The organism is Oceanibaculum indicum P24 (assembly GCF_000299935.1).
GTDB lineage: Bacteria > Pseudomonadota > Alphaproteobacteria > Oceanibaculales > Oceanibaculaceae > Oceanibaculum > Oceanibaculum indicum.
In genome coordinates this window covers 26,765-46,416 of record NZ_AMRL01000007.1, presented here as the reverse complement: position 1 = coordinate 46,416, position 19,652 = coordinate 26,765, and the positions used below count along the sequence as shown (strand labels likewise).

The 19,652-nt window shown below is 64.8% G+C and carries 17 protein-coding genes; 9 read left to right on the top strand and 8 right to left on the bottom strand.

What is annotated here, in order from left to right:
• Window positions 1–325: 325 nt before the first annotated feature.
• Window positions 326–1,561, top strand: coding sequence for a pentapeptide repeat-containing protein (locus tag P24_RS07580; RefSeq protein ID WP_008944115.1), 1,236 nt, complete (start codon window positions 326–328; stop codon window positions 1,559–1,561).
• 20 nt (window positions 1,562–1,581) lie between these two features.
• On the opposite strand, the gene P24_RS19185 is transcribed toward P24_RS07580, so the two are convergent.
• Window positions 1,582–3,084: a PAS domain-containing sensor histidine kinase gene (locus P24_RS19185; RefSeq protein ID WP_008944114.1), complete on the bottom strand. Its 1,503-nt coding sequence runs from the start codon at window positions 3,082–3,084 to the stop codon at window positions 1,582–1,584.
• Between the two features lie 370 nt (window positions 3,085–3,454).
• On the opposite strand from P24_RS19185, the gene P24_RS07570 reads away from it, so the two are divergent.
• The 5 genes from P24_RS07570 to P24_RS07550 all read left to right on the top strand — a co-directional run bounded on the left by P24_RS07570 (window position 3,455) and on the right by P24_RS07550 (window position 8,464).
• Window positions 3,455–3,817 (top strand): hypothetical protein, encoded by a 363-nt coding sequence (locus tag P24_RS07570; protein WP_008944113.1) that lies wholly within the window; start codon window positions 3,455–3,457, stop codon window positions 3,815–3,817.
• Between the two features lie 129 nt (window positions 3,818–3,946).
• On the top strand, window positions 3,947–5,233 hold the full coding sequence (locus P24_RS07565) for a pentapeptide repeat-containing protein (protein ID WP_040706969.1): 1,287 nt from the start codon (window positions 3,947–3,949) through the stop codon (window positions 5,231–5,233).
• A gap of 90 nt (window positions 5,234–5,323) precedes the next feature.
• Window positions 5,324–6,502 (top strand): GNAT family N-acetyltransferase, encoded by a 1,179-nt coding sequence (locus tag P24_RS07560; RefSeq protein WP_040707012.1) that lies wholly within the window; start codon window positions 5,324–5,326, stop codon window positions 6,500–6,502.
• 7 nt (window positions 6,503–6,509) lie between these two features.
• The gene (locus P24_RS07555; RefSeq protein WP_008944110.1) at window positions 6,510–7,436 is read left to right on the top strand and encodes an alpha/beta fold hydrolase; all 927 of its coding nucleotides are present in this window, start codon (window positions 6,510–6,512) and stop codon (window positions 7,434–7,436) included.
• Window positions 7,433–8,464, top strand: a complete 1,032-nt coding sequence (locus tag P24_RS07550; protein WP_008944109.1) for an agmatine deiminase family protein — start codon at window positions 7,433–7,435, stop codon at window positions 8,462–8,464. Before P24_RS07555 ends, P24_RS07550 begins: the two co-directional genes overlap by 4 nt.
• 16 nt (window positions 8,465–8,480) lie before the next feature.
• Here P24_RS07550 and P24_RS07545 read toward each other — a convergent pair whose 3' ends face one another.
• The 3 genes from P24_RS07545 to P24_RS07535 form a co-directional block, all read right to left on the bottom strand.
• Complete coding sequence (locus tag P24_RS07545) at window positions 8,481–9,020, bottom strand: PAS domain-containing protein (protein WP_008944108.1); 540 nt, start codon at window positions 9,018–9,020, stop codon at window positions 8,481–8,483.
• A 251-nt stretch (window positions 9,021–9,271) separates the two neighbouring features.
• Entirely contained in the window at window positions 9,272–9,754 is a 483-nt protein-coding gene (locus P24_RS07540; protein WP_008944107.1) for a PAS domain-containing protein, read from the bottom strand.
• 10 nt (window positions 9,755–9,764) lie between these two features.
• Entirely contained in the window at window positions 9,765–10,232 is a 468-nt protein-coding gene (locus tag P24_RS07535) for a PAS domain-containing protein (RefSeq protein WP_008944106.1), read from the bottom strand.
• A 201-nt stretch (window positions 10,233–10,433) separates the two neighbouring features.
• Between P24_RS07535 and aguB the strand changes: the two genes are divergently transcribed.
• Window positions 10,434–11,309 (top strand): N-carbamoylputrescine amidase, encoded by an 876-nt coding sequence (aguB, locus tag P24_RS07530; protein ID WP_008944105.1) that lies wholly within the window; start codon window positions 10,434–10,436, stop codon window positions 11,307–11,309.
• Here the strand turns inward: aguB and chrA are convergent.
• The 3 genes from chrA to ygfZ form a co-directional block, all read right to left on the bottom strand.
• Window positions 11,306–12,499, bottom strand: coding sequence for a chromate efflux transporter (gene chrA, locus P24_RS07525; RefSeq protein ID WP_008944104.1), 1,194 nt, complete (start codon window positions 12,497–12,499; stop codon window positions 11,306–11,308). The genes aguB and chrA overlap by 4 nt on opposite strands.
• Before the next feature lie 259 nt (window positions 12,500–12,758).
• Entirely contained in the window at window positions 12,759–13,697 is a 939-nt protein-coding gene (locus P24_RS07520; RefSeq protein ID WP_040706965.1) for a DMT family transporter, read from the bottom strand.
• A 315-nt stretch (window positions 13,698–14,012) separates the two neighbouring features.
• The gene (ygfZ, locus tag P24_RS07515; RefSeq protein ID WP_008944102.1) at window positions 14,013–14,915 is read right to left on the bottom strand and encodes a CAF17-like 4Fe-4S cluster assembly/insertion protein YgfZ; all 903 of its coding nucleotides are present in this window, start codon (window positions 14,913–14,915) and stop codon (window positions 14,013–14,015) included.
• Between the two features lie 151 nt (window positions 14,916–15,066).
• On the opposite strand from ygfZ, the gene P24_RS07510 reads away from it, so the two are divergent.
• Complete coding sequence (locus P24_RS07510) at window positions 15,067–16,401, top strand: aspartate aminotransferase family protein (protein WP_008944101.1); 1,335 nt, start codon at window positions 15,067–15,069, stop codon at window positions 16,399–16,401.
• Between the two features lie 54 nt (window positions 16,402–16,455).
• On the opposite strand, the gene P24_RS07505 is transcribed toward P24_RS07510, so the two are convergent.
• Window positions 16,456–17,433, bottom strand: a complete 978-nt coding sequence (locus tag P24_RS07505; RefSeq protein ID WP_008944100.1) for an NAD-dependent epimerase/dehydratase family protein — start codon at window positions 17,431–17,433, stop codon at window positions 16,456–16,458.
• 369 nt (window positions 17,434–17,802) lie between these two features.
• On the opposite strand from P24_RS07505, the gene P24_RS07500 reads away from it, so the two are divergent.
• Window positions 17,803–19,590 carry a methyl-accepting chemotaxis protein gene (locus P24_RS07500; protein WP_237740175.1) on the top strand — a complete coding sequence of 596 codons (1,788 nt, stop codon included), beginning with the start codon at window positions 17,803–17,805 and terminating at the stop codon, window positions 19,588–19,590.
• The last annotated feature ends 62 nt before the right edge of the window (window positions 19,591–19,652 follow it).

The following is a 19,652-nucleotide window of genomic DNA, read 5'->3' as shown; positions in this document are numbered from 1 at the left end:
TGTCGGGTCTTTATTGGGGAACACGGAAATATAGGACAATTTTCCCAAAATCGAGGGAAGCACGGCGGACCGGCGACCGACAATATGAAAATCAGGGCGCCGAAGACATTGCCGAACGTCTTGCGGTCGCAGCGCTCTCACAACATACTCCGATGGGGATTGCGCGGGACCGGTAATACAATCTTTACGAAAAACACTTTCACTTACCGGGCCTGCTTTCTTTCGTACGGCACTCACAAACCGGCGACCCGATAAACGGGCGCGACAGACAGAACGACGACCGAAACAGGCCTCCAGTAAGGGCGGCCTTACAGCGCAGGATGCCATGACGCCGCAGGAAATTGCCTCGATCATCGACCAGCATGAAAGCTGGCTGAAACACCGCAAGGGCGGGTTACGCGCCAATCTGTCGATGCGCGACCTGTCGGGGCTGACCCTGGCCAGGGCGAACCTGAAAGGCGCCAATATGGCGGGCGCCAATCTGCACCGCACCGTGCTGGCGGGCTGCGTACTGGAAGAGGCCGACCTGTTCTGCGCGACGCTGGACCGCGCCGATTTGCGCCAGGCGAATTTGCGCAAATGCGACCTGCGCGGCGTCAGCCTGCGGCGGGCCAATCTGAACAATGCCAATCTGGAGCAGGCGGATTTCCGCGGCGGCGCCCTGTATGGCGGCGGCGACCACGAGAATGAGCGGATGCGCAACGCCAATTCCAACGGCGCCGACCTGTCGAACTCCGCGATGATGAACTGCAACCTGAAGGGGGCGGCGCTGGCCGGCGCCAACCTGTCGGGCGTCAACCTGAAGGGTGCCGACCTGACGGGCGCCAATCTGTCGGGCGCCAATCTGGCCGAGGCCAACCTGACCGGCGCCAATTTGTCGGGCGCCAATCTGGAAGGCGCCGTCGTCGCCAATGCGGTGATGAAGAACGCCACGCTGGTCGGCGCCAATCTGGAAGGCGTGGACATGTCGGCGGTCGATGTCACCGGCGCCCAGCTGGTCGGCATGCAGGAAGGGCTGCCGCCGAACGTGCAGGCGGTGCTGGACAAGCATGCGCTGTGGATCAAGGACCAGGGCCGCACTGGCGAGCGCGCGGTGCTGTCGGGCACCGACCTCAGCTACATGGATTTCAGCGGCACCAACCTGTCCGGCGCGGAACTGAAGGACACCAAGCTGGTCGGCGCCAAGTTCGAGCGCTGCCGGCTGGTGATGGCCGACCTGTCGCGCGCCGTGCTGACCAATGCCAGCTTCCTGGGCGCCATCGTCGATGGCGCCAGCATGGTGGATGCCGACCTGTCCGGCGCCGACATGCGCAAGGCGAGCCTCGGCCCGGTCGATCTGAAGGATGGCCAGGGCCGGCCGACCGGGCGCAAATGGCCGACCAACCTGGCCGGCGCCCGGCTGCGCGGCGCAAAGCTGGCGCAGGCCGATCTGCGGCACGTCAATCTGATGGATGCCGACCTGACTGACGCCGACCTGAACGGCGCCAACCTGACCGACGCGAACCTGACCGATACCATCATCGACGTCGCGCAGATGGACAAGGCGATCACCGGGGAATAGCCGCTGGAAAATAACCCCCGTCAGCCGGGCTGTTCCGAGGCGACGCGCCGGCTGGCCGGCAGCACGATGGCAACGCGGGTACCGACATCCGGCGTGCTGGTCAGCACCAGCCGGCCGCCCTGCATCTCGGTCATCGACTTCACCAGCGGCAATCCCAGCCCCGCCCCTTCGAAGGAGCGGGTCAGCGAACCGTCGGCCTGACCGAAAGGCTGCAGGATCAGTTCCATGGCCGCCGGTTCGATGCCGATGCCGGTATCCGCCACCGCGATCTCCACCTCGCCTGTGGGCAGGAGGCCCGAGGACAAGGTGACCGTACCGCCCGGCCGGGTGAATTTGGCGGCGTTCGACAGCAGGTTCAGCAGACTGCGCTTCAATGCACGGGCGTCGGCACGGATGTGCAGCGTCTCCGCCGCAGGCTGGCGGATCACGGTCAGGCCGGCGCCTTCCAGCCGGGGCTGAAGCGGGCGCAGGACCGCATCGATCAGCCCGCCCATATCCAGCAGCCCCTCGGCGAATTCGAACCGCCCGGATTCGATGCGCGCCAGATCCAGAATGTCGTTGATCTTGTCCAGCAGCTGGCTGCCGCTGTGATGGATGTCGGCGGCATATTCGGCATATTTTGTCTGGCCGACCGGCCCCAGCCCCTGATCGCGGATGATCTCGGAGAATCCCAGGATCGCGTTCAGCGGCGTGCGCAGCTCATGGCTCATATTGGCCAGGAATTCCGACTTCGCGCGGTTCGCCGCCTCGGCCTGTTCCTTGGCCAGCAGCATTTCCCGCTCGAACCGCTTGCGCCCGGTGATGTCGCGCACGAAGGCCATCGCCTCGCCCGCATCCAGCACCACGATGCGCGCCTCCAGATCACGTCTGCCCGATGCCGCATCGCCGGCGGCCGAATCCTGTAGCCAGAACTCGAACAGCTGTGTCGTCCCGGTGGCGAAGACAGCGTCGATCGCGGCACGGACAAGCGGGGCGGCCTCCGGCGGCAGAACCGCCTCCAGCGGCCGGCCGATGAGCGTTGCCGGCGCCATCCACAGGGCGCTGTCCTTGCCCTCCTCGATGTCCAGCACGCGCCCGGTCCGGTCGATCCGCAGCATCGTGTCGGGCACCGCCTCGACCAGCGTCTGGATGCGCCGCTCGCTCTGCCGGACCACCTGAAGCAGCCGCTTCTGTTCGCTAAGGTCGAGGACACTGCCGAAAACCACCGCCCCAGCCGGGCTTCCACCAACAGGATGCAGATCGAGACGCCACCACATCTTTCCCGCCGGCAGCGTCACCACTTCCTCGCATTGCACCGGAAGGCCCTTGTCCCGGCATTGCCGGAACCGCGCCTGCAGGGACGCCGCCTCCTGCACGCTCATCAGGTCGTAGAGGCTCCGGCCGGCCATGGCCTCGGGCGGCAACCCGGCCAGCGCGGCGAAGCGGGTATTCACCTCGGCCAGCCGGAATCCGCCGGCACCGTCATCGGCCAGCAGGAACATGCCGAGCAGCGGATGATCGAAGACCGCCGGCCACGAGGGCACACCGTCCCTGGGTTGTTGTCTGCTGGCGTCCCCGGTCATCCGGAATATCCGCTATCGCCGATGCGAAGAATCATGAACGTTCCGTCTGGCCACCCCGGCCGCTTCACTTGGCGTGTCCCGCCAGCAGATTGCGATAAATCTATGCGATTTTTAGACAAACTAACGAGCAACATTGTGTGCCCAATGTCAACATACCTTTTTATTTAGGGGGTGATTTTTAAAAAAGCTTAATGAACAAGATGCTTTTTCGCGAATCAGGCTTGTTCGAATCTGCTAATACACAAAAAATCTGGGGATGTTGAAAGCGGCATACGATACTATAATAGCGTCATCTGCTCTCCTTCAGCATCATTCCGACTCGGGGATTCACATGCCGCAGCACCAGGACCGCAACAGCCGAGAGGCTGTCTTGCTGCATATAAGCCGGCAGTTCGAGGATATCGCAAAACGCGTTTCGCAGGATGTGACGCATCATGCCGCAAGCAGCCCGGTTCCGGCCGCCGTCGGCTTCGTGCTCTATTTCCTGCGCAACAGCGAAGGCGAGCCCCTGAAGGACACGACGCTTGTGCGTGTTGGCATCACAATGAAGGAGATGGAAGAGACAGAGGGTTTCGCAAATCTGGTGGAGACCTGCAAGCTGCGGCACCTTACCGCCCGGCTGGAAGAACATTTCTACAGCCAGCAACCTGTTTTCACACGTATATATAAGGTGGTGGTCGATGGCTGGTCTTAACCATCAATTAACACCCGTCTGTCTTGATGGCCGGGCCACCAAGACATAGTATGCGCAGCGCGAGAATGTTGGTGACGATGACACATCACTTCTGTTTCCCGGGGCGAACGGCCTAGAACGGATTATTGAATGACCCCCCAGGAAATATTGCTGCTCATTCAGCGTCACGAATTCTGGCTTGAACGGAAGCCCGGCGGTGGCCGTGCAAACCTGTCGGGCATGAACCTGTCCGGGTTCAACCTCGCCAATCTGAACCTGCAGTCCGCCAAATTCTCCGGCGCCAATCTCAGCCGCTGCATCCTGGCCGGCGCGGACCTCAGCTATTGCGACCTGTTCTGCGTCAATCTGGATGCCGCCGACCTCAGCAATGCGGTGCTGCACCGTGCCGATCTGCGCGGCGCGCATCTGCGCAACGCCAACTTCACCGGCGCCAATCTGAAGGAAGCCGACCTGCGCGGCGGCGCGCTGATCAGCGGCAATCCCGCGAACCCGGCGACCATGCTGCGTGCCGACCTCAGCTTCGCGGAGATGGATGCCGCCATGCTGCAGAGCGCCAACATGTCCGGCGCCGACCTATCGAACGCCACTATGGTCGAGGCGAATCTGGAAAGTGCTTTGCTGTGCGGCGCCAACCTGTCCGGCGTCAATCTGCGGGGCGCACAGCTGGAAGGGGCCGACCTGTCGGGCGCCAACCTGACCGGCGCCAACCTGGCCGATGCCAATCTGACCGGCGTGAACCTGACCGGCGCCGTGATCTCGCGGACCAACATGGCGCGCGCGGAGATGAACCGCGCCATCCTGACCAATGTCGATCTGGGCGGCGCCGACCTGACCGGCGCCAACATGGCGGAGACGCGCCGTGCCCTGTCGCGCTCGATCCACGACATCGTCCGCGACCATGTCACCTGGGTCGAGAGCGACGGCGTTATGGGCGTGCGTGCCGAACTCTCGAAGGCCGACCTCAGCCGCCAGGACCTGTCCGGCGCCGACCTGTCCGGCGCCGACCTGCGCGGCGCGGTGCTGGTGGGCGCGCGCCTGGCCGGCAGCCGGCTGGTCATGTCGGACCTGTCGGAGGCCAATCTGGAAGGGGCCGACCTCGAAGGCGCGGTGATGGACGGGGTCAACCTGTCCAACGCCAACATGACCGCCGCCCGGCTGCGCGGTGCCACCCTCGCCTCGGTCGAGATCAAGAACAGTGACGGCAAGCCGACCGGCCGGCTGTGGCCGGCGAACCTGGCTGGCGCCGACCTGTCGCGCGCCGACCTCACCAACGCCATCCTGTCCGGCGCCAACCTGGCCAAGACCGACCTGACCGGCGCCAAGCTGCACAACACCAACCTGATCGGCGCCAATCTGCGGGACGCCGTCATCGACCCCGCACAGCTGACACTGGCCCTGCGCGACAGCGAGTCCTGATCCGGTCCTGATCCGGTGCGCACCGAACGCTTGCACAGAGCGCCGGGTGACCGATCTAATGGGCTGGTGACCGCAACGCAGGTTTTCTTCATGCCAGATGACGCGCCGGAAGAGCGCCTCACCGCCACCGTCCATGCCCGGATATCCGAGATCGGCGCCGCCGAATGGGATCGCTGCGCCGGGCCGGACAATCCCTTCATCAGCCATGCCTTCCTGTCAGCGCTGGAAGAATCCGGCTCGGTCGGGACGGAGGCGACTGGCTGGCTGCCGCAGCATGTGGCGCTGCGCGACACGGCGGACCGGCTGCTGGCCTGCGCGCCGGCCTATATCAAGCTGCATTCCCAGGGCGAATATGTGTTCGACCATGGCTGGGCCGACGCCTTTGAGCGCGCGGGCGGGCGCTATTATCCGAAGCTGCAGGTCTGCGTACCCTTCACCCCGGCGACCGGACCGCGCCTGCTGGTATCCCCCGGAGAAGATGCCGGGCGGCTGCGCCCGGCGCTGGTGACGGCGCTGGTGCAGCTGTGCGAGCAGGCCGGCCTGTCCTCGCTGCATGTGACCTTCCCGACCGAGCCGGAATACCGGCAGATGGGCGATCTCGGCCTGATCCGCCGGATGGGCCAGCAATATCACTGGGAGAACCGGGGCTATGGCAGCTTTGAGGATTTCCTGGGCGCGCTGAACTCCCGCAAGCGCAAGCAGATCCGCAAGGAACGCCGCGAGGCACAGGATAGCGGCATTGCCATTACCGCTTACAGCGGCAGCGACCTGAAGCCGGCGCACTGGGATGCCTTCTACCGCTTCTATGAAAGCACCATCGACCGCAAATGGGGCTGGCCCTATCTGACGCGTGGCTTCTTCGACCTGCTGGGCGAAAAGCTGGGGGAGCGCGTCGTGCTGTTCCTCGGCGAGGACGGCACGCGACCGGTCTGCGGTGCCCTGAACCTTGCCGGCACCGACACGCTCTATGGCCGCAACTGGGGCTGCGACGAGCATGTGAAATTCCTGCATTTCGAAGCCTGCTACTACCGCGCCATCGACTGGGCCATCGAGCAGGGCATGGCCCGCGTGGAGGCCGGCGCGCAGGGCCCGCACAAGATCCAGCGCGGCTACCTGCCCGCCCCGACCTACAGCGCGCACTGGATCGCCCATCCCGGCCTCGCCGAGGCCGTTGCCCGCGCCATGGACCGCGAACGCCCGCTGGTCGAGCGCGAGATCGCGGCACTGACCCAGGAATACAGCCCCTACCGGCAGGATTCGGAAAGTTAAGGACAGCATGTCAGACCCAATCCAACAGGCCGGCGGCAATGTCGGCTGGCTGACCGCCAGCGACGGCGCGCGGCTGCGTTACGCGACCTTCCGCCACGAAGGGGCGCACGGCTGCTTCCTGGTGCTGCCGGGCTTCACCGAATTCATCGAAAAATATCTGGAGGTGGTGGAGGAACTGGCGGCACGCGGCCATGACTGCGTGGTGCTGGACTGGCGCGGCCAGGGCAAGTCGGACCCGCGGCTGGCCGACCGGCACAAGGGGCATGTGCTGGATTTCGGCCATTTCCAGCAGGATGCAAGGCAGCTACTGGACGAGGTCGCGCTGCCGCTGGCGGCGGGGCGGCCGCTCTACGGCCTCGGCCATTCCATGGGCGGGCACAACCTGCTGCGGCTGCTGCATGACCGGGGCGGCGATTTCCGCCGCGCCGTGGCTGTGGCGCCGATGATCGACATCTGGTCGGGCTTCCTGCCGCCCGCCATCAGCCGGGCCATTGCCTGTGCGATGGTGCATATCACGCCCGATTCCTATGTGCCGAATACCGGCCCCTATGACCCGGCGAAGAAGCGCTTCGAGGGCAACCCGCTGACCGGCGACCGGGCACGGTTTGAGCGCACCAAGCAGCTCATCCTGGACGATCCCGACCTCGCGCTGGGCGGGCCGACCTGGCGCTGGCTGGACAGCGCCTTCGACAGCATGAGTCTGCTGCGCCGGCCTTCCTATGCCGCCGAGATCACAACGCCGGTGCTGATCGCCAGCGCCGGGCGCGACCGCATCGTGCGCAGCGCCGCCCAACACGAGCTTGCCCGGCACATGCCGGCCTGCCGGATTCTCGACTTTCCCGAGGCTGAACACGAAATCCTGCTTGAACGGGATGCCATCCGGCTGGAATTCTGGCGCGCCTTCGATGCATTCATGACTGAGGACAAAGGATGACCGGCAGCTTCTACATGCCCGGCGAATGGCACCCGCACCGGCGCTGCTGGATGGCCTGGCCCGCCGGCACGCGGCTGTGGGGCGAGAAGACGGGCGAGGCGCATGCCGCCTTCGTCGCCGTCGCCCGCGCGATTGCCCGGTTCGAGCCGGTGCGCATGCTGGCCAACCCGGAGGATGCGCCGAACGCCCGCCAGCTGCTGGACGGCGTTGCGGAAGTGATCGAGGCGTCCTACGACGATTCCTGGCTGCGCGACACCGGCCCCAGCTTCGTCATCGATGGCACGGGCGGCATCGCCGGCACCGACTGGGTGTTCAATGGCTGGGGCGAGCGCCAGCCGCATGAGCGCGACGCGGCGCTGGCCGGCTGGATTCTGGACCGTGAGGGCATCACCCGCCGCCCCTCGCCGCTGGTGAATGAGGGCGGGGCGATTCATGTCGATGGCGAGGGCACGCTGCTGGCGGTCGAGACCACGATCCTGAACCAGAACCGCAATCCCGACCTCACCCATGTCGAGATCGAACGCGAACTCTGCGCCGCCACCGGTGCGGAGAAGGTGATCTGGCTGCCCGGCGGGCTGGATGGCGATTACGGGCCGGTCGGCACCGACGGCCATATCGACACGGTGGCCTGCTTCGCCCGACCTAGCCTCGTGCTGGCGCAGGTGACGCGCGACCCGGCTGACAGCGACTACGAGACGCTGCAGGAAAATCTGCGCGCGCTGAAGGCCGCGACGGATGCGCGGGGCCGCAAGCTGGAGGTAGTGGAGATCGAACAGCCGGCACGGCGCGAAGATGAGGCAACCGGCGGACGGCTGCCGATGTCTTACGTGAATTTCTACCTGGCCGGCGTGCCGGACGGGAAGCAGGGGCTGGTGCTGCCAATCTATGACGATCCGGCGGACGAACCCGCCATCGCCGCGCTGCAAGCCGTATTCCCGGAGCGTGAGATCGTCACCGTGCCCGGCACCATCCTGTTCGAGGGCGGCGGCGGGGTGCATTGCATTACCCAGCAGGAGCCGATGCCCTGAAGGGGGACGCCAGCGCTCAGCACTTCATATGGAAATCCATCGCCCCGATGAAGCGATTGACCACCTGCTTGTCGTCGGACAGCGGCAGGGTGACCAGCTCATAGGCGACATGGTCCTTACCCCGCCAGACCACTTTTCCGGAAGTGCGGACCGGTAGCTGTCGTGCCTGCAACCCCTTGTAGAACTGCCGCATGCGGTCATCGAAAATCTCGTCCACCAGCTTGCCGGTATTGTCCACGCCGACCCAGTTGACGATCTTGGTGCCGATCAGCGTGTAGCGGAAATTATCGAGTTCGGGGACATATTCGAGAATAAAGATATTCCCGAGACATTCCTTCATCTCGACCGGATCAAAATCGCCACGCGCCGGCAGCTTCCCCCCGACACGCCTGCTCCGCCACAACTCATAGAGCCGCATCAGCATCGGCGACTGGATGTCCATGCCGTAATCCGCAATGGCATCGTCGCGGGGGCTATTGACGAGCGGGGGTGTATCCTCCGCCGGGAGCGCGCCTGGCACCGTATCGGCGCCCTTGCTGGTATCGTTCATCGCCATGGTCAAACGCTCGCGGCGCCTTCTGCGTCACTGGATCGAATTTTATTCAATATATACGAACACACGCACTTATCTGGATCATTTTTCGCCCGCACAGTTAATCGTGCGCAAAAAGGCGGGACGCAGCTTTGTAAATAAAGGTGACACCGCGCGATTTACCAAGAAATCACAGGATATTCCGGGACTTCCCCTCCCTTTAATATTGCGACTGGCTTGCACAATCAGTGGCTTTGACCGCCAACGCAGCCAATTCACGCGAAGGATTCCAGCCAATAGATCGTGGCGCCCATGATCCGGTCCACAGTCACCCCGTCATCAGCCAGCGGCAGGGCCAGAAGCTCGAAGCGCACATGCCGCTTGTCGCGCCAATGCACGGTGCCATGAATACGGGCCGGTTTTCCGGAGGTGCGGACCAGCCGATAGAAGGAGCGGCCATGCTCACCGAAAAGCTCGCCGACCAGACGGCCCGTATTATCGACGCCGACCCATTTCACGATCTCGGTGCCGATCAGCGTGTAACGAAAATCATCCAGTTCCGGCACATATTCGGTCAGGAAGATGGCGCCCAGCACCTCCTTCATCTCCGGCGGATCGAAATCCCGGCGCGCCGGCAGGTGGCCATCCCGGCATTTGCCGCGCCAGAGATCGTGCAGCAGAATGAGGCGCGGCGACTCGAGCCTTACCTCGGTATCGAGTTCGACATCCTCGTGCGGTATGTAACCATCATCTTCCATATCGCCTGCATTATTGTTCGCTCGCCAGACGGAAGATCATCCCCCCGATGAACCGGTTCACCTGCCTGCCATCGTCGGCCAGCGGCAGGACCACGGTTTCATAGCCGATATAGTCCCGGCCCAGCCAGTCGACAGGCCCGTGAACGCGGATCGGCCGCCGTTCGTCGCGCACCTTGCGATAGAGCGCCAGCCCCGCGGCGCCGAACACCTCGCTGATCAGCAGGCCGGTGCTGTCGCGGCGCACCACGCTGGTGATCTCGCTGCCGACCAGCGTGTAGCGGAAATCATCATCCTCCGGCAGTGCCTCGACAAGGAACACGCTCCCCAGGCAGTCGCGCATCTCCAGCGGATCGAAGTCAGCGCGGGCGGGCAGGAGGTCTCCCCGGCATTTCTCCTGCCAGAGTGTGTAGAGCCGCAGCAGCAGCGGCGCCTCCACCTTCATGTCCGGGTCCCAAACCCCCGGCTTCGTTTCCGCCATGACACCGCCTTGTGTGCACACTTGCATGCGCAAAGTCGCACGTATTTTTATTCAATTCCAATAATATTGTCGTGAACGAGCGATAACAGACTGACAAACCGAGGATTATCATTGCAAGAGGCAGTGGCATAGCCATATCACCGGCAGGCGCCACCGCGATAGCCCCTGCGATACCCCCCGGGACAGGATGAGGAAAGACGCATGACCCAGATCACCGTTGCCGCCACCCAGATGGCCTGCTCCTGGGACAGTGCGGCCAATATCGCGACGGCGGAGAAGCTGGTGCGCGAGGCGGCCGGGCGCGGCGCCAACATCGTGCTGATCCAGGAGCTGTTCGAGACGCCCTATTTCTGCGTCGATCAGAAGCTGGAGCTGTTCGCACTCGCCAAGCCGATCGACGAGAACCCGGCGGTCGCGCGTTTCCGCGACCTGGCGGCTGAGCTGGGCGTGGTGTTGCCGGTCAGCGTGTTCGAGCGCGCCAACAACGCCTATTACAATTCGCTGGCGATGGTGGATGCGGACGGGTCGATCCTGGGTATCTACCGCAAGTCGCACATCCCCGACGGGCCGGGCTATCAGGAGAAATTCTACTTCAACCCCGGTGATACCGGCTTCAAGGTCTGGGATACACGCTTCGGCCGGCTGGGCGTGGGCATCTGCTGGGACCAGTGGTTCCCGGAATGCGCCCGCGCCATGGCGCTGCTGGGGGCGGATTTCCTGTTCTACCCGACCGCCATCGGCAGCGAACCGCAGGATGCCAGCCTCGATTCGAAGGATCACTGGCAGACCGTCATGCGCGGCCATGCGGCGGCCAACATGGTGCCGCTGATCGCCAGCAACCGCATCGAGCGGGAGGAAGGCGAGGCCGCCGGCATCACCTTCTACGGCTCCTCCTTCATCGCCGACCACAAGGGGCAGATGGTGGCGGAGGCCAACCGCACCGACGAGGCGGTCATCACCGCCAGCTTCGATATTGAGCGCATCCGCGCCGAGCGCGCCGGCTGGGGATTCTTCCGTGACCGTCGGCCGGAACTCTATGCGCCGCTCCTGACGCTGGACGGCCGCACCACGCGCTAGAGGCTGTAGAGCACGGCGCCCACGAGGCCAGCCAGCACCACCACCGCCCAGGGCGGTGCCTTCCAGAATTGCAGCGCGGCGTAGCAGACCAGCGCCGCCGCTAAATCCGGCGCGCCAGCGACGGCGGTGGTGAAGACCGGGTCATAGAGCGCCGCCAGCAGCAGCCCGACCACGGCGGCATTCACCCCCATCAGCACCGATTGCGCCTTCGGATGCGCCCTTAAGGACGACCAGAAGGGCAGCGCGCCCCAGATCAGCAGGAAGCCCGGCAGGAAGATCGCCAGCGTGGCCAGCAGCGCCCCCGGCACGCCGCCCATCAGCGCACCGAGATAGGATGCGATGGTGAAGATCGGCCCCGGCATCGCCTGGGTCACGCCATAGCCGGCGATGAAGGCCTCGCGCCCGACCCAGCCGGGCTCCACCACCTCCGCCTGCAGCAGCGGCAGCACGACATGGCCGCCGCCGAACACCAGCGCGCCGATACGGTAGAAACTGTCGAAGGCGGACAGCATCAGCGAATCCCCCGCCGACGCCGCCAGCGGCAGTCCCGCCAGCAGAGCGAAGAACAAGGCAAGGCACAGCCAGCCGAAACCGCGCCCATAGGGGGCGGCGACATGCTGGGCGCCATTGCCCGCCGCCGGCTTCAGCAGCGCCGCACCGACGATGCCCCCCAGCAGGATGGCGGCGATCTGCGCCACCGATCCCGCCCACAACACGACGATCAGAGCCGCTGCCACCGCCAGCGTCGCGCGCTCCCGGTCCGGGCAGAGCGACTTCGCCATGCCCCATACCGCCTGCGCGACCACCGCCAGCGCCACCAGCTTCAGCCCCTTCAGCGCGCCCTGCTGCCAGGCCGCCTGCGTCTCGCCCAGCGCCATCACGCCATAGGCGAACAGTGCCATTGCCACCGCCGAAGGCAGGGTGAAGCCGATCCAGGCGGCAATGCCGCCCAGCCGCCCGCCCGCCAGCGTGCCGATGGCAAAGCTGGTCTGGCTGGAGGCGGGGCCCGGCAGGAACTGCGACAGTGCCACAAGGTCGGCATAGGTCTGCTCATCCAGCCAGCGCCGGTTTGCGACAAATTCCTGCCGGTAATAGCCCAGATGCGCGACCGGCCCACCGAAGGAGGTACAGCCGAGCCGGAGGAAGATCAGAAAAATGTCGAGGACGGAATGGCGGGGAACGGAACTCATGGCGCGCGGGCACTCCTCCGGTCGGTCAGGCCGGCAGGATTACCGCAAGCCCCCCGCCATGCAAGGCCGCAAGGGTTACGCTTTGGTTGCAGCCTTTTCAGGTTGCCCCCTCACCCGGCTCGCTGTCGCTCACCACCCTCTCCCGCGAGGGGAGAGGGTTACAAAGCTGCCCCCTTCTTTCCCTCTCCCCTGGAGGGAGAGGGTTGCGCAGCCTTATCGAGGAGATAGCCGAGATTAGGCGAAGCCGGGTGAGGGGGAACTATGCTGCAGCAGCCTTGCGTTCGCGGGCCAGCTTCTCGCGCCAGACCTGCAGCAGCGCGCCGCTGACGATGAGGGCCGAACCCGCCACGCTGATCCAGGCCGGCAGGTCGCCGAACACCACGAAATCGTAGAAGGTCGCGAAGATCAGGGTGGCGTAATAGAATGGGATGACGTAGCTGGCCTCGGCCCGGCGCATCGCCTGCAGAAAGAAGGTCTGGGCGCACAGCATGGTGACGCCGATCAGCGCCATCACGCCCCAATGCGCGGGCGTCGGCGGCAGCCAGACGAACAGCACCGCGGTCAGTGCGATGGCGGCGCCGATGCCATTGTTCACCACCAGGATCTGGAAGGGCGGCTCTCGGCTGGTCAGCCGCTTGATGAGGATCGCCTCCGCCCCCATCAGCAGGGCGGCGGACAGCGCCACCAGCGCCACGATCTGGAAGGCGTCCGTGCCCGGCCGCACGATCAGCATGCCGCCGACCAGCGCGATGGCCGCGGCCAGCCAGCGCCAGCGGCCCACCTTCTCCCCCAGGAAAGGGATCGCCAGCATCATGGTGAAGATCGGGCTGAGGAAGCTGATCGCCATGGCGTCGGCCAGGTTCATATGCGCGGCGGCGGCGAACATGCAGGACACGCCGGCCCAGCCGACCGTGCTGCGCGCCGCATGGGTGCCCCACTGGATGCCATGGAAGCGCGGCCGCCAGACCGTCAGTATTAGCAGCAGCGCCAGGAAGGCGAAGCCGAAGCGCCCGGCGCTGACCTGCATCGGATGCAGCGGCGTGCCCTCGATCCCCAGTGCTGCACTGCCCAGCGGCCCCAGCGCCTTTGCCATCAGGCTGGTCGCGGCGATCAGCGCGCAGGAACACACCATCATCGCCGCACCGATGACCGGCCCGCGCCCGGGAGATACTGAAGCTGTGTCCGAAGCCGCCGTCACGATTCCTGCCCCGCTGCGAGAATCCGCACATGCCGTCTCATCGCCGGGACACCGCCACCTACTCCACCCGTCACCCCCACATTTATTGCGGGGGTCCAGGCTTCGGCCTGCTGGATCGTCGGTCGAGCAGGCTGAACCCTGGATTCCCGGAACAAGACCGGGAATGACGGCCTGAGATGTATCGAAAAGAGAGAGTCAGCCTGTAGCACCGCGATGATCCGCAAGATATCCGAATATCCGCAGACACCACGGCAGGGAGGGCGGGTCAATCGCGATTGCCGTAACGCCCCGTTGCATCGAAAGGGAAAGCGCGTGTCAGGCGGATTTCTTCTCCGGCAGCACGACCCAATCCGGCGTCAGCGGCGTCAGCACCGTGTCGCCGACGGTCAGCCTTGCGCCGCTCTCCAGCGCTTCCAGCCGCAGCAAGGCGAGACCGACCGCGAAATCCGGCCCATCCACGGCGCTGCGCATCTCGCCGGCTTCCTTGCCGTCCGCCTCGATGATCGCGCCGGCATCCGGCAGCGGCCCGGCGATGCCGACCGGCAGCAGCCGCTTCTTGATGAGACCGCGATATTTCGTGCGCGCTGTCAGCTCCTGCCCGACATAGCAGCCCTTCTTCCAGTCGACGCCGTGCAGCTCGTCGAAGCCGTTTTCCAGCAGGATCGCCTTGTCCACCTGCATGTCGCGGCTGCCATCCGGCAGGCCGAGCGATATCCGCAACCGGTCATAGGCCGCCGGATCGCCTGCGGCGAACCCGGCCGCTTCCAGCGCCGCGACATCGGGCAGATAGAGCCGTGCGCCCGCTCCCGCCAGGCGCGGATCGGCAAAGGCGACGCCGCCGCCGAAAGTTGCCGCCGCGCCGGCTTCATCCGGCAGTCCGAGTGCTGATATTGCATTTTCGCCCCAGGCGATGACGACCTGCCTATCCTCCACCACCTCGATGGTGGCCTTGGCGCGCAGCCGGTAGAGCGACAGCCGCCGCTTCAGATCGTCGAGCCGGTCGGCTTCCCCATCCAGCAGATAGGTCCCGTCCTGCTCGGCAATGAAAAAATCGTGCAGGAACTTGCCCTGCGCCGTCAGCAGCGCCGACCAGAGCGCGCGGTCCGGCGTCACCTTCGCCACATCGTTGGACACCAGCCCCTGCAGAAAGCTCAGCCGGTCCTCGCCGGAAACCTTCAGCAGACGGCGCGGCGGCAGGATGTAAGAAAGCTCGGTCATGGCGATTTCCTCGGATCAGCGTGCCGATCATATCTCGGTCTGGCGCGGCGTGGATGCAAGCCTGCCATGCCCGATGAGTGGCGGCACTTTACCTATAGGTCAGCAACGCGGTAATCATCGATCAAAGGCACTAGACAGGGAGCTGCCGACAATGGACACCGACTATCAGGACATCACCCGTCCGAACGACCTCGAATCCTTCTGGATGCCGTTCACCGCGAACCGCGCCTTCAAGAAGAACCCGCGCATGCTGGTCGAGGCCGAGGGCATGCACTACACCACCGCCGATGGCCGCCGCATCCTGGACGGTACCGCCGGCCTGTGGTGCGTGAATGCCGGCCATCGCCGCGAGAAGATCGTGAAGGCGATCCAGAAGCAGGCGGAGAAGCTGGATTACGCGCCGTCCTTCCAGATGGGCCACCCGCTGTCCTTCGAGCTGGCCAGCCGGCTGACCACCATGCTGCCCGGCTATGACCGGGTGTTCTTCACCGGCGGCGGGTCGGAATCGGTAGATACCGCGCTAAAGATCGCCATCGCCTATCACCGGGTGCGCGGCGAAGGGGCACGGACCCGGCTGATCGGGCGCGAGCGCGGCTATCACGGTGTCGGCTTCGGCGGCATCTCGGTCGGCGGCATTGTCGCCAACCGCAAATTCTTCGGCAGCCTGCTGCCCGGCGTCGATCATCTGCCGCACACCCACAGCCCGGAAAACCAGGCCTTCACGCGCGGCCAGCCGGCCTGGGGCGGGCATCTGGCCGACGAGCTGGAGCGCATCGTGGCGCTGCATGACGCCTCCACCGTCGCCGCCGTCATCGTGGAGCCGGTGGCCGGCTCGACCGGCGTGCTGATCCCGCCGCAGGGCTATCTGCAGAAGCTGCGGCAGATCTGCGACAAGCACGGCATCCTGCTGATCTTCGACGAGGTCATCACCGGCTTCGGCCGTCTGGGATCCAGCTTCGCCACCGAGCATTTTGGCGTGAAGCCGGACCTCATCACCACCGCCAAGGGGCTTACCAACGGCTGCGTGCCTATGGGTGCCGTGTTCGCGAAGCAGGGCATCTACGACACCTTCATGGACAAGGCGCCGGAAGGCACCATCGAGCTGTTCCACGGCTACACCTATTCCGGCCATCCGCTGGCCGCTGCCGCGGGCCTCGCCACGCTCGACGTCTATAAGGAAGAAGGGCTGTTCGAGCGCGCCGCCGAGCTGGCGCCCTACTGGGAGGATGCCGTGCATTCGCTGAAGGGCACCGGCCCGGTCATCGACCTGCGCAATCTCGGCATCATCGCCGGCATCGAGCTGGAGGGCATCCCCGGCAAGCCGACGGCGCGCGCCATGGAGGCCTTCACCAAGGCCTATGAGAAGGGCCTGCTGATCCGCACCACCGGCGACATCATCGCCCTCTCCCCGCCGCTGATCCTGGAGAAGAGCCACATCGACGAGATGTTCGGCACGCTGGGCGATGTGCTGAAGACCCTGCACTGAGTGCAGGCTACATACCAAGATGAACAGGCCGGCGGATCATCCCGCCGGCCTTTTTCATACGCCCTTGTACTGGCGGAACCAGTCGATGAAGCGCGGCACGCCCTCATCGATGGGCGTGGCCGGGTCGTAGCCAAGGTCACGGCGGCTATCCGCGATATCGGCATGGGTGGCGGTCACATCGCCGGCCTGCATCGGCAGTTCCTCGATGATCGCCGTGCGCCCGGCGGCCTGTTCCATCACCGACAGGAAGCGGCGCAGCGGCTCCTGCCGGCTGTTGCCGAGATTATAGAGCGTGTGGCGCACGCCCGCCTCGTCCGCTGCCGGCGGACGGGCAATGGCGGCCATCACTCCGGCAATCACATCGTCGATATAGCTGAAATCACGCGCCATCTCCCCCCGGTTGAACAGCCTGATCGGCCGGCCGGCGAAGATCGCGTCGGCGAACAGCCAGGGCGCCATGTCAGGCCGGCCCCACGGGCCATAGACGGTGAAGAAGCGCAGCCCCGTGGCCGGGATGCCGTACAGGCTGGAATAGGAATAGGCCATCGCCTCGTTCGCCTTCTTGGTCGCGCCATAGAAGGAGACCGGCCGGTCGGTCGGGTCGCCCACCGCGAAGGGCAGCTTCTTGTTCGCGCCATAGACGGAGGACGAGCTGGCATAGACCAGATGTACCGGCTGTTCACTATGGCGGGCCAGTTCCAGCACCGTCAGGAAGCCCTGGATGTTGCTGCGCACATAGGCTTCCGGATGTTCCAGCGAATAGCGCACGCCGGCCTGCGCGGCGAGATTCACGATCGCCTCGAACGGCCCCTCGCCGGCCAATGCCGCGCGCACGCCTGCCGCCTCTGCCAGGTCGGCCTCGATAAAGCGGAAATCGCCTTTCGGCAGAGCGGCCAGCCGGGCGCGCTTCAGCGCCGGGTCGTAATAATCGTTCAGATTGTCGATGCCGACCACGCGCTGCCCGGCGCGCAGCAGCGCCGCCGCCAGATGGAAGCCGATGAAGCCGGCAACGCCGGTGACCAGCACGCTCATACCGTGTTGTCCTTTTTTTGCGATCCGGGTGATCCAGATGTAGCGGGCAGGCGTAATAGATAGCAGGTCAAGCATGCCGTGACAGCCCGACGCCTCCCATCACAAGAAATATTGTGCATCGCCACACTTATGAAGTGCAGCCCGTTTTTAATCTGCAAAAACCAAAACATAAACTCTGAAATGGATAATAATCATCAGAAATGATGACCAATTAGCCTGCAACAGCACAAATATTAAGCATTTTTTACTGTGAATATAATCTTATCGTTAATAAAATTTTAATTTTTATCGCGAATTATTATCGGGAAAATTCCGGCGATAAAGCCTCAAAATGTCGGAATAATTTTCCCTTCTGAGGAGTTCATGAACATGAGCGATATTGCCCTGTCAGGCAGCCCCGTCCGCGCCCGGCGCGACGGTCGCAGCCTCTCCGTCATGCAGAAGCTGCTGGCCATTGTCGGCCTCTGCATTTCCTTCACCTTCGCCGTCGGCGGTGCCGCCGTCTGGCAGCTCTCACTGATCGGCGAGGAAATGCAGTCGGTCGTGCGCAACGACATGCCGCTGACCTCCATGGTCCACAAGGTTTCCGAACATCAGCTTGAACAGGCGGTACTGCTGGAGCGGGTGACCCGCCTCGGCGGCCTGCGGTCCGATGCCAACGCCACCAGCCTGCAGAACGCCATCTCGGCACTGGAAGCAACGACACCGAAGGTCTATGCGGAAATCCGCGCGGCAGAGGATCTGGCGAAAGCGGCCATCGCGAACGCCAAGGATGCGGCGGAAGCGGAAGAGTACAGCACCGCCCTGCATGATCTGGAGGCCATCGACCGCAACTTCGTTATCCTGTCCGATCAGATCCGCGACATCACCACGGCCCTGCGCGAGGGCCGTATCGAGCAGGCGGAAGGCATGCTGGCCGGTGTGCTGGCCAGCGAGGAAACCCTGCACAAGCAGTTCGTCGCGCTGATCAACAAGCTGGACAGCTTCACCGCGGAGGCCATGGAAACCGCCTATGCGCATGAGCAGTTCGCCCTGAAGCTCATGGCTGCGCTGTCGATTGCCGGCGCCGTGCTGGGCTTCGGCATCGCCGCCTGGCTGGTACGCGGCCAGATCACCCGCCCGCTGTCGCAGGTTGTCAATGCGCTGCTGCGGCTTGCCGAGGGCGACACCAGCATCGATGTCGATGTGCGCAGCCGTGACGAGGTGGGCCAGGTCGGCCTCGCCTTCCGCACCTTCAAGCAGCGCACCATCGAGATCAAGCGGCTGGAGGCGGAACAGGCCGAGCGCGAGGCGCGGGCCGAGGAAGAAAAGCGTCAGGCGATGCTGCAGCTTGCTGACAGTTTCGAGCAGAGCGTCGGCAGCATCGTCGGCATCGTCTCGGCGGCGGCGACGGAGCTGGAGGCGGCGGCGCAGACGCTGAACGCCAGCCTGGAAGAGACCAACGCCCAGGCCAGCACGGTCGCGGCCGCGGCGACCCAGGCCAGCACCAATGTCGAGACGGTGGCCACTGCCTGCGAGGAGCTGGCGGCCTCGGTCCGCGAGATCGGCAGCCAGGTCAGCCAGTCTTCCCGCGTCTCCGAACGCGCGGTCGGCACGGCGGAACAGACCCAGGAAACCGCCGAAGGCCTGTTTGCCGCCGCCCAGAAGATCGGCGAGGTGGTGAACCTGATCCAGGAGATCGCCGAACAGACCAATCTGCTGGCGCTGAACGCCACCATCGAGGCGGCCCGCGCTGGTGCGGCCGGCAAGGGCTTCGCCGTGGTGGCCTCGGAGGTGAAGAACCTCGCCAGCCAAACCGCCAAGGCGACTGAGGATATCACCTTGCAGATCAGTGAGGTGCAGGGCGGTACCCAGCGCACCGTCGGCGCCATCAAGGAGATTGCCCAGGTCATCAACGAGAGCCGGGAGATCGCCTCGGCCATCGCCTCGGCGGTGGAGGAGCAGGACGCGGCAACCCAGGAGATCGCCCGCAATGTGCAGCAGGCCTCGGCCGGCACGCAGGAGGTCTCGGGCGCCATCGTGCAGGTCAGCCAGGCGGCATCCGAAGGCGGCTCGGCGGCCAGCCAGGTGCTGTCCAGCGCGCAGGAACTCTCCCAGTCCGCCGCCCAGCTGCGGACCGAGATGGAAAGCTTCCTCGCCCGGGTTCGCGCGGCCTAAGGCGCGCAGCCTGATCAACACTCCATCTGACACCGCAACAGAAGGGCGCCGGCAGCACTGCC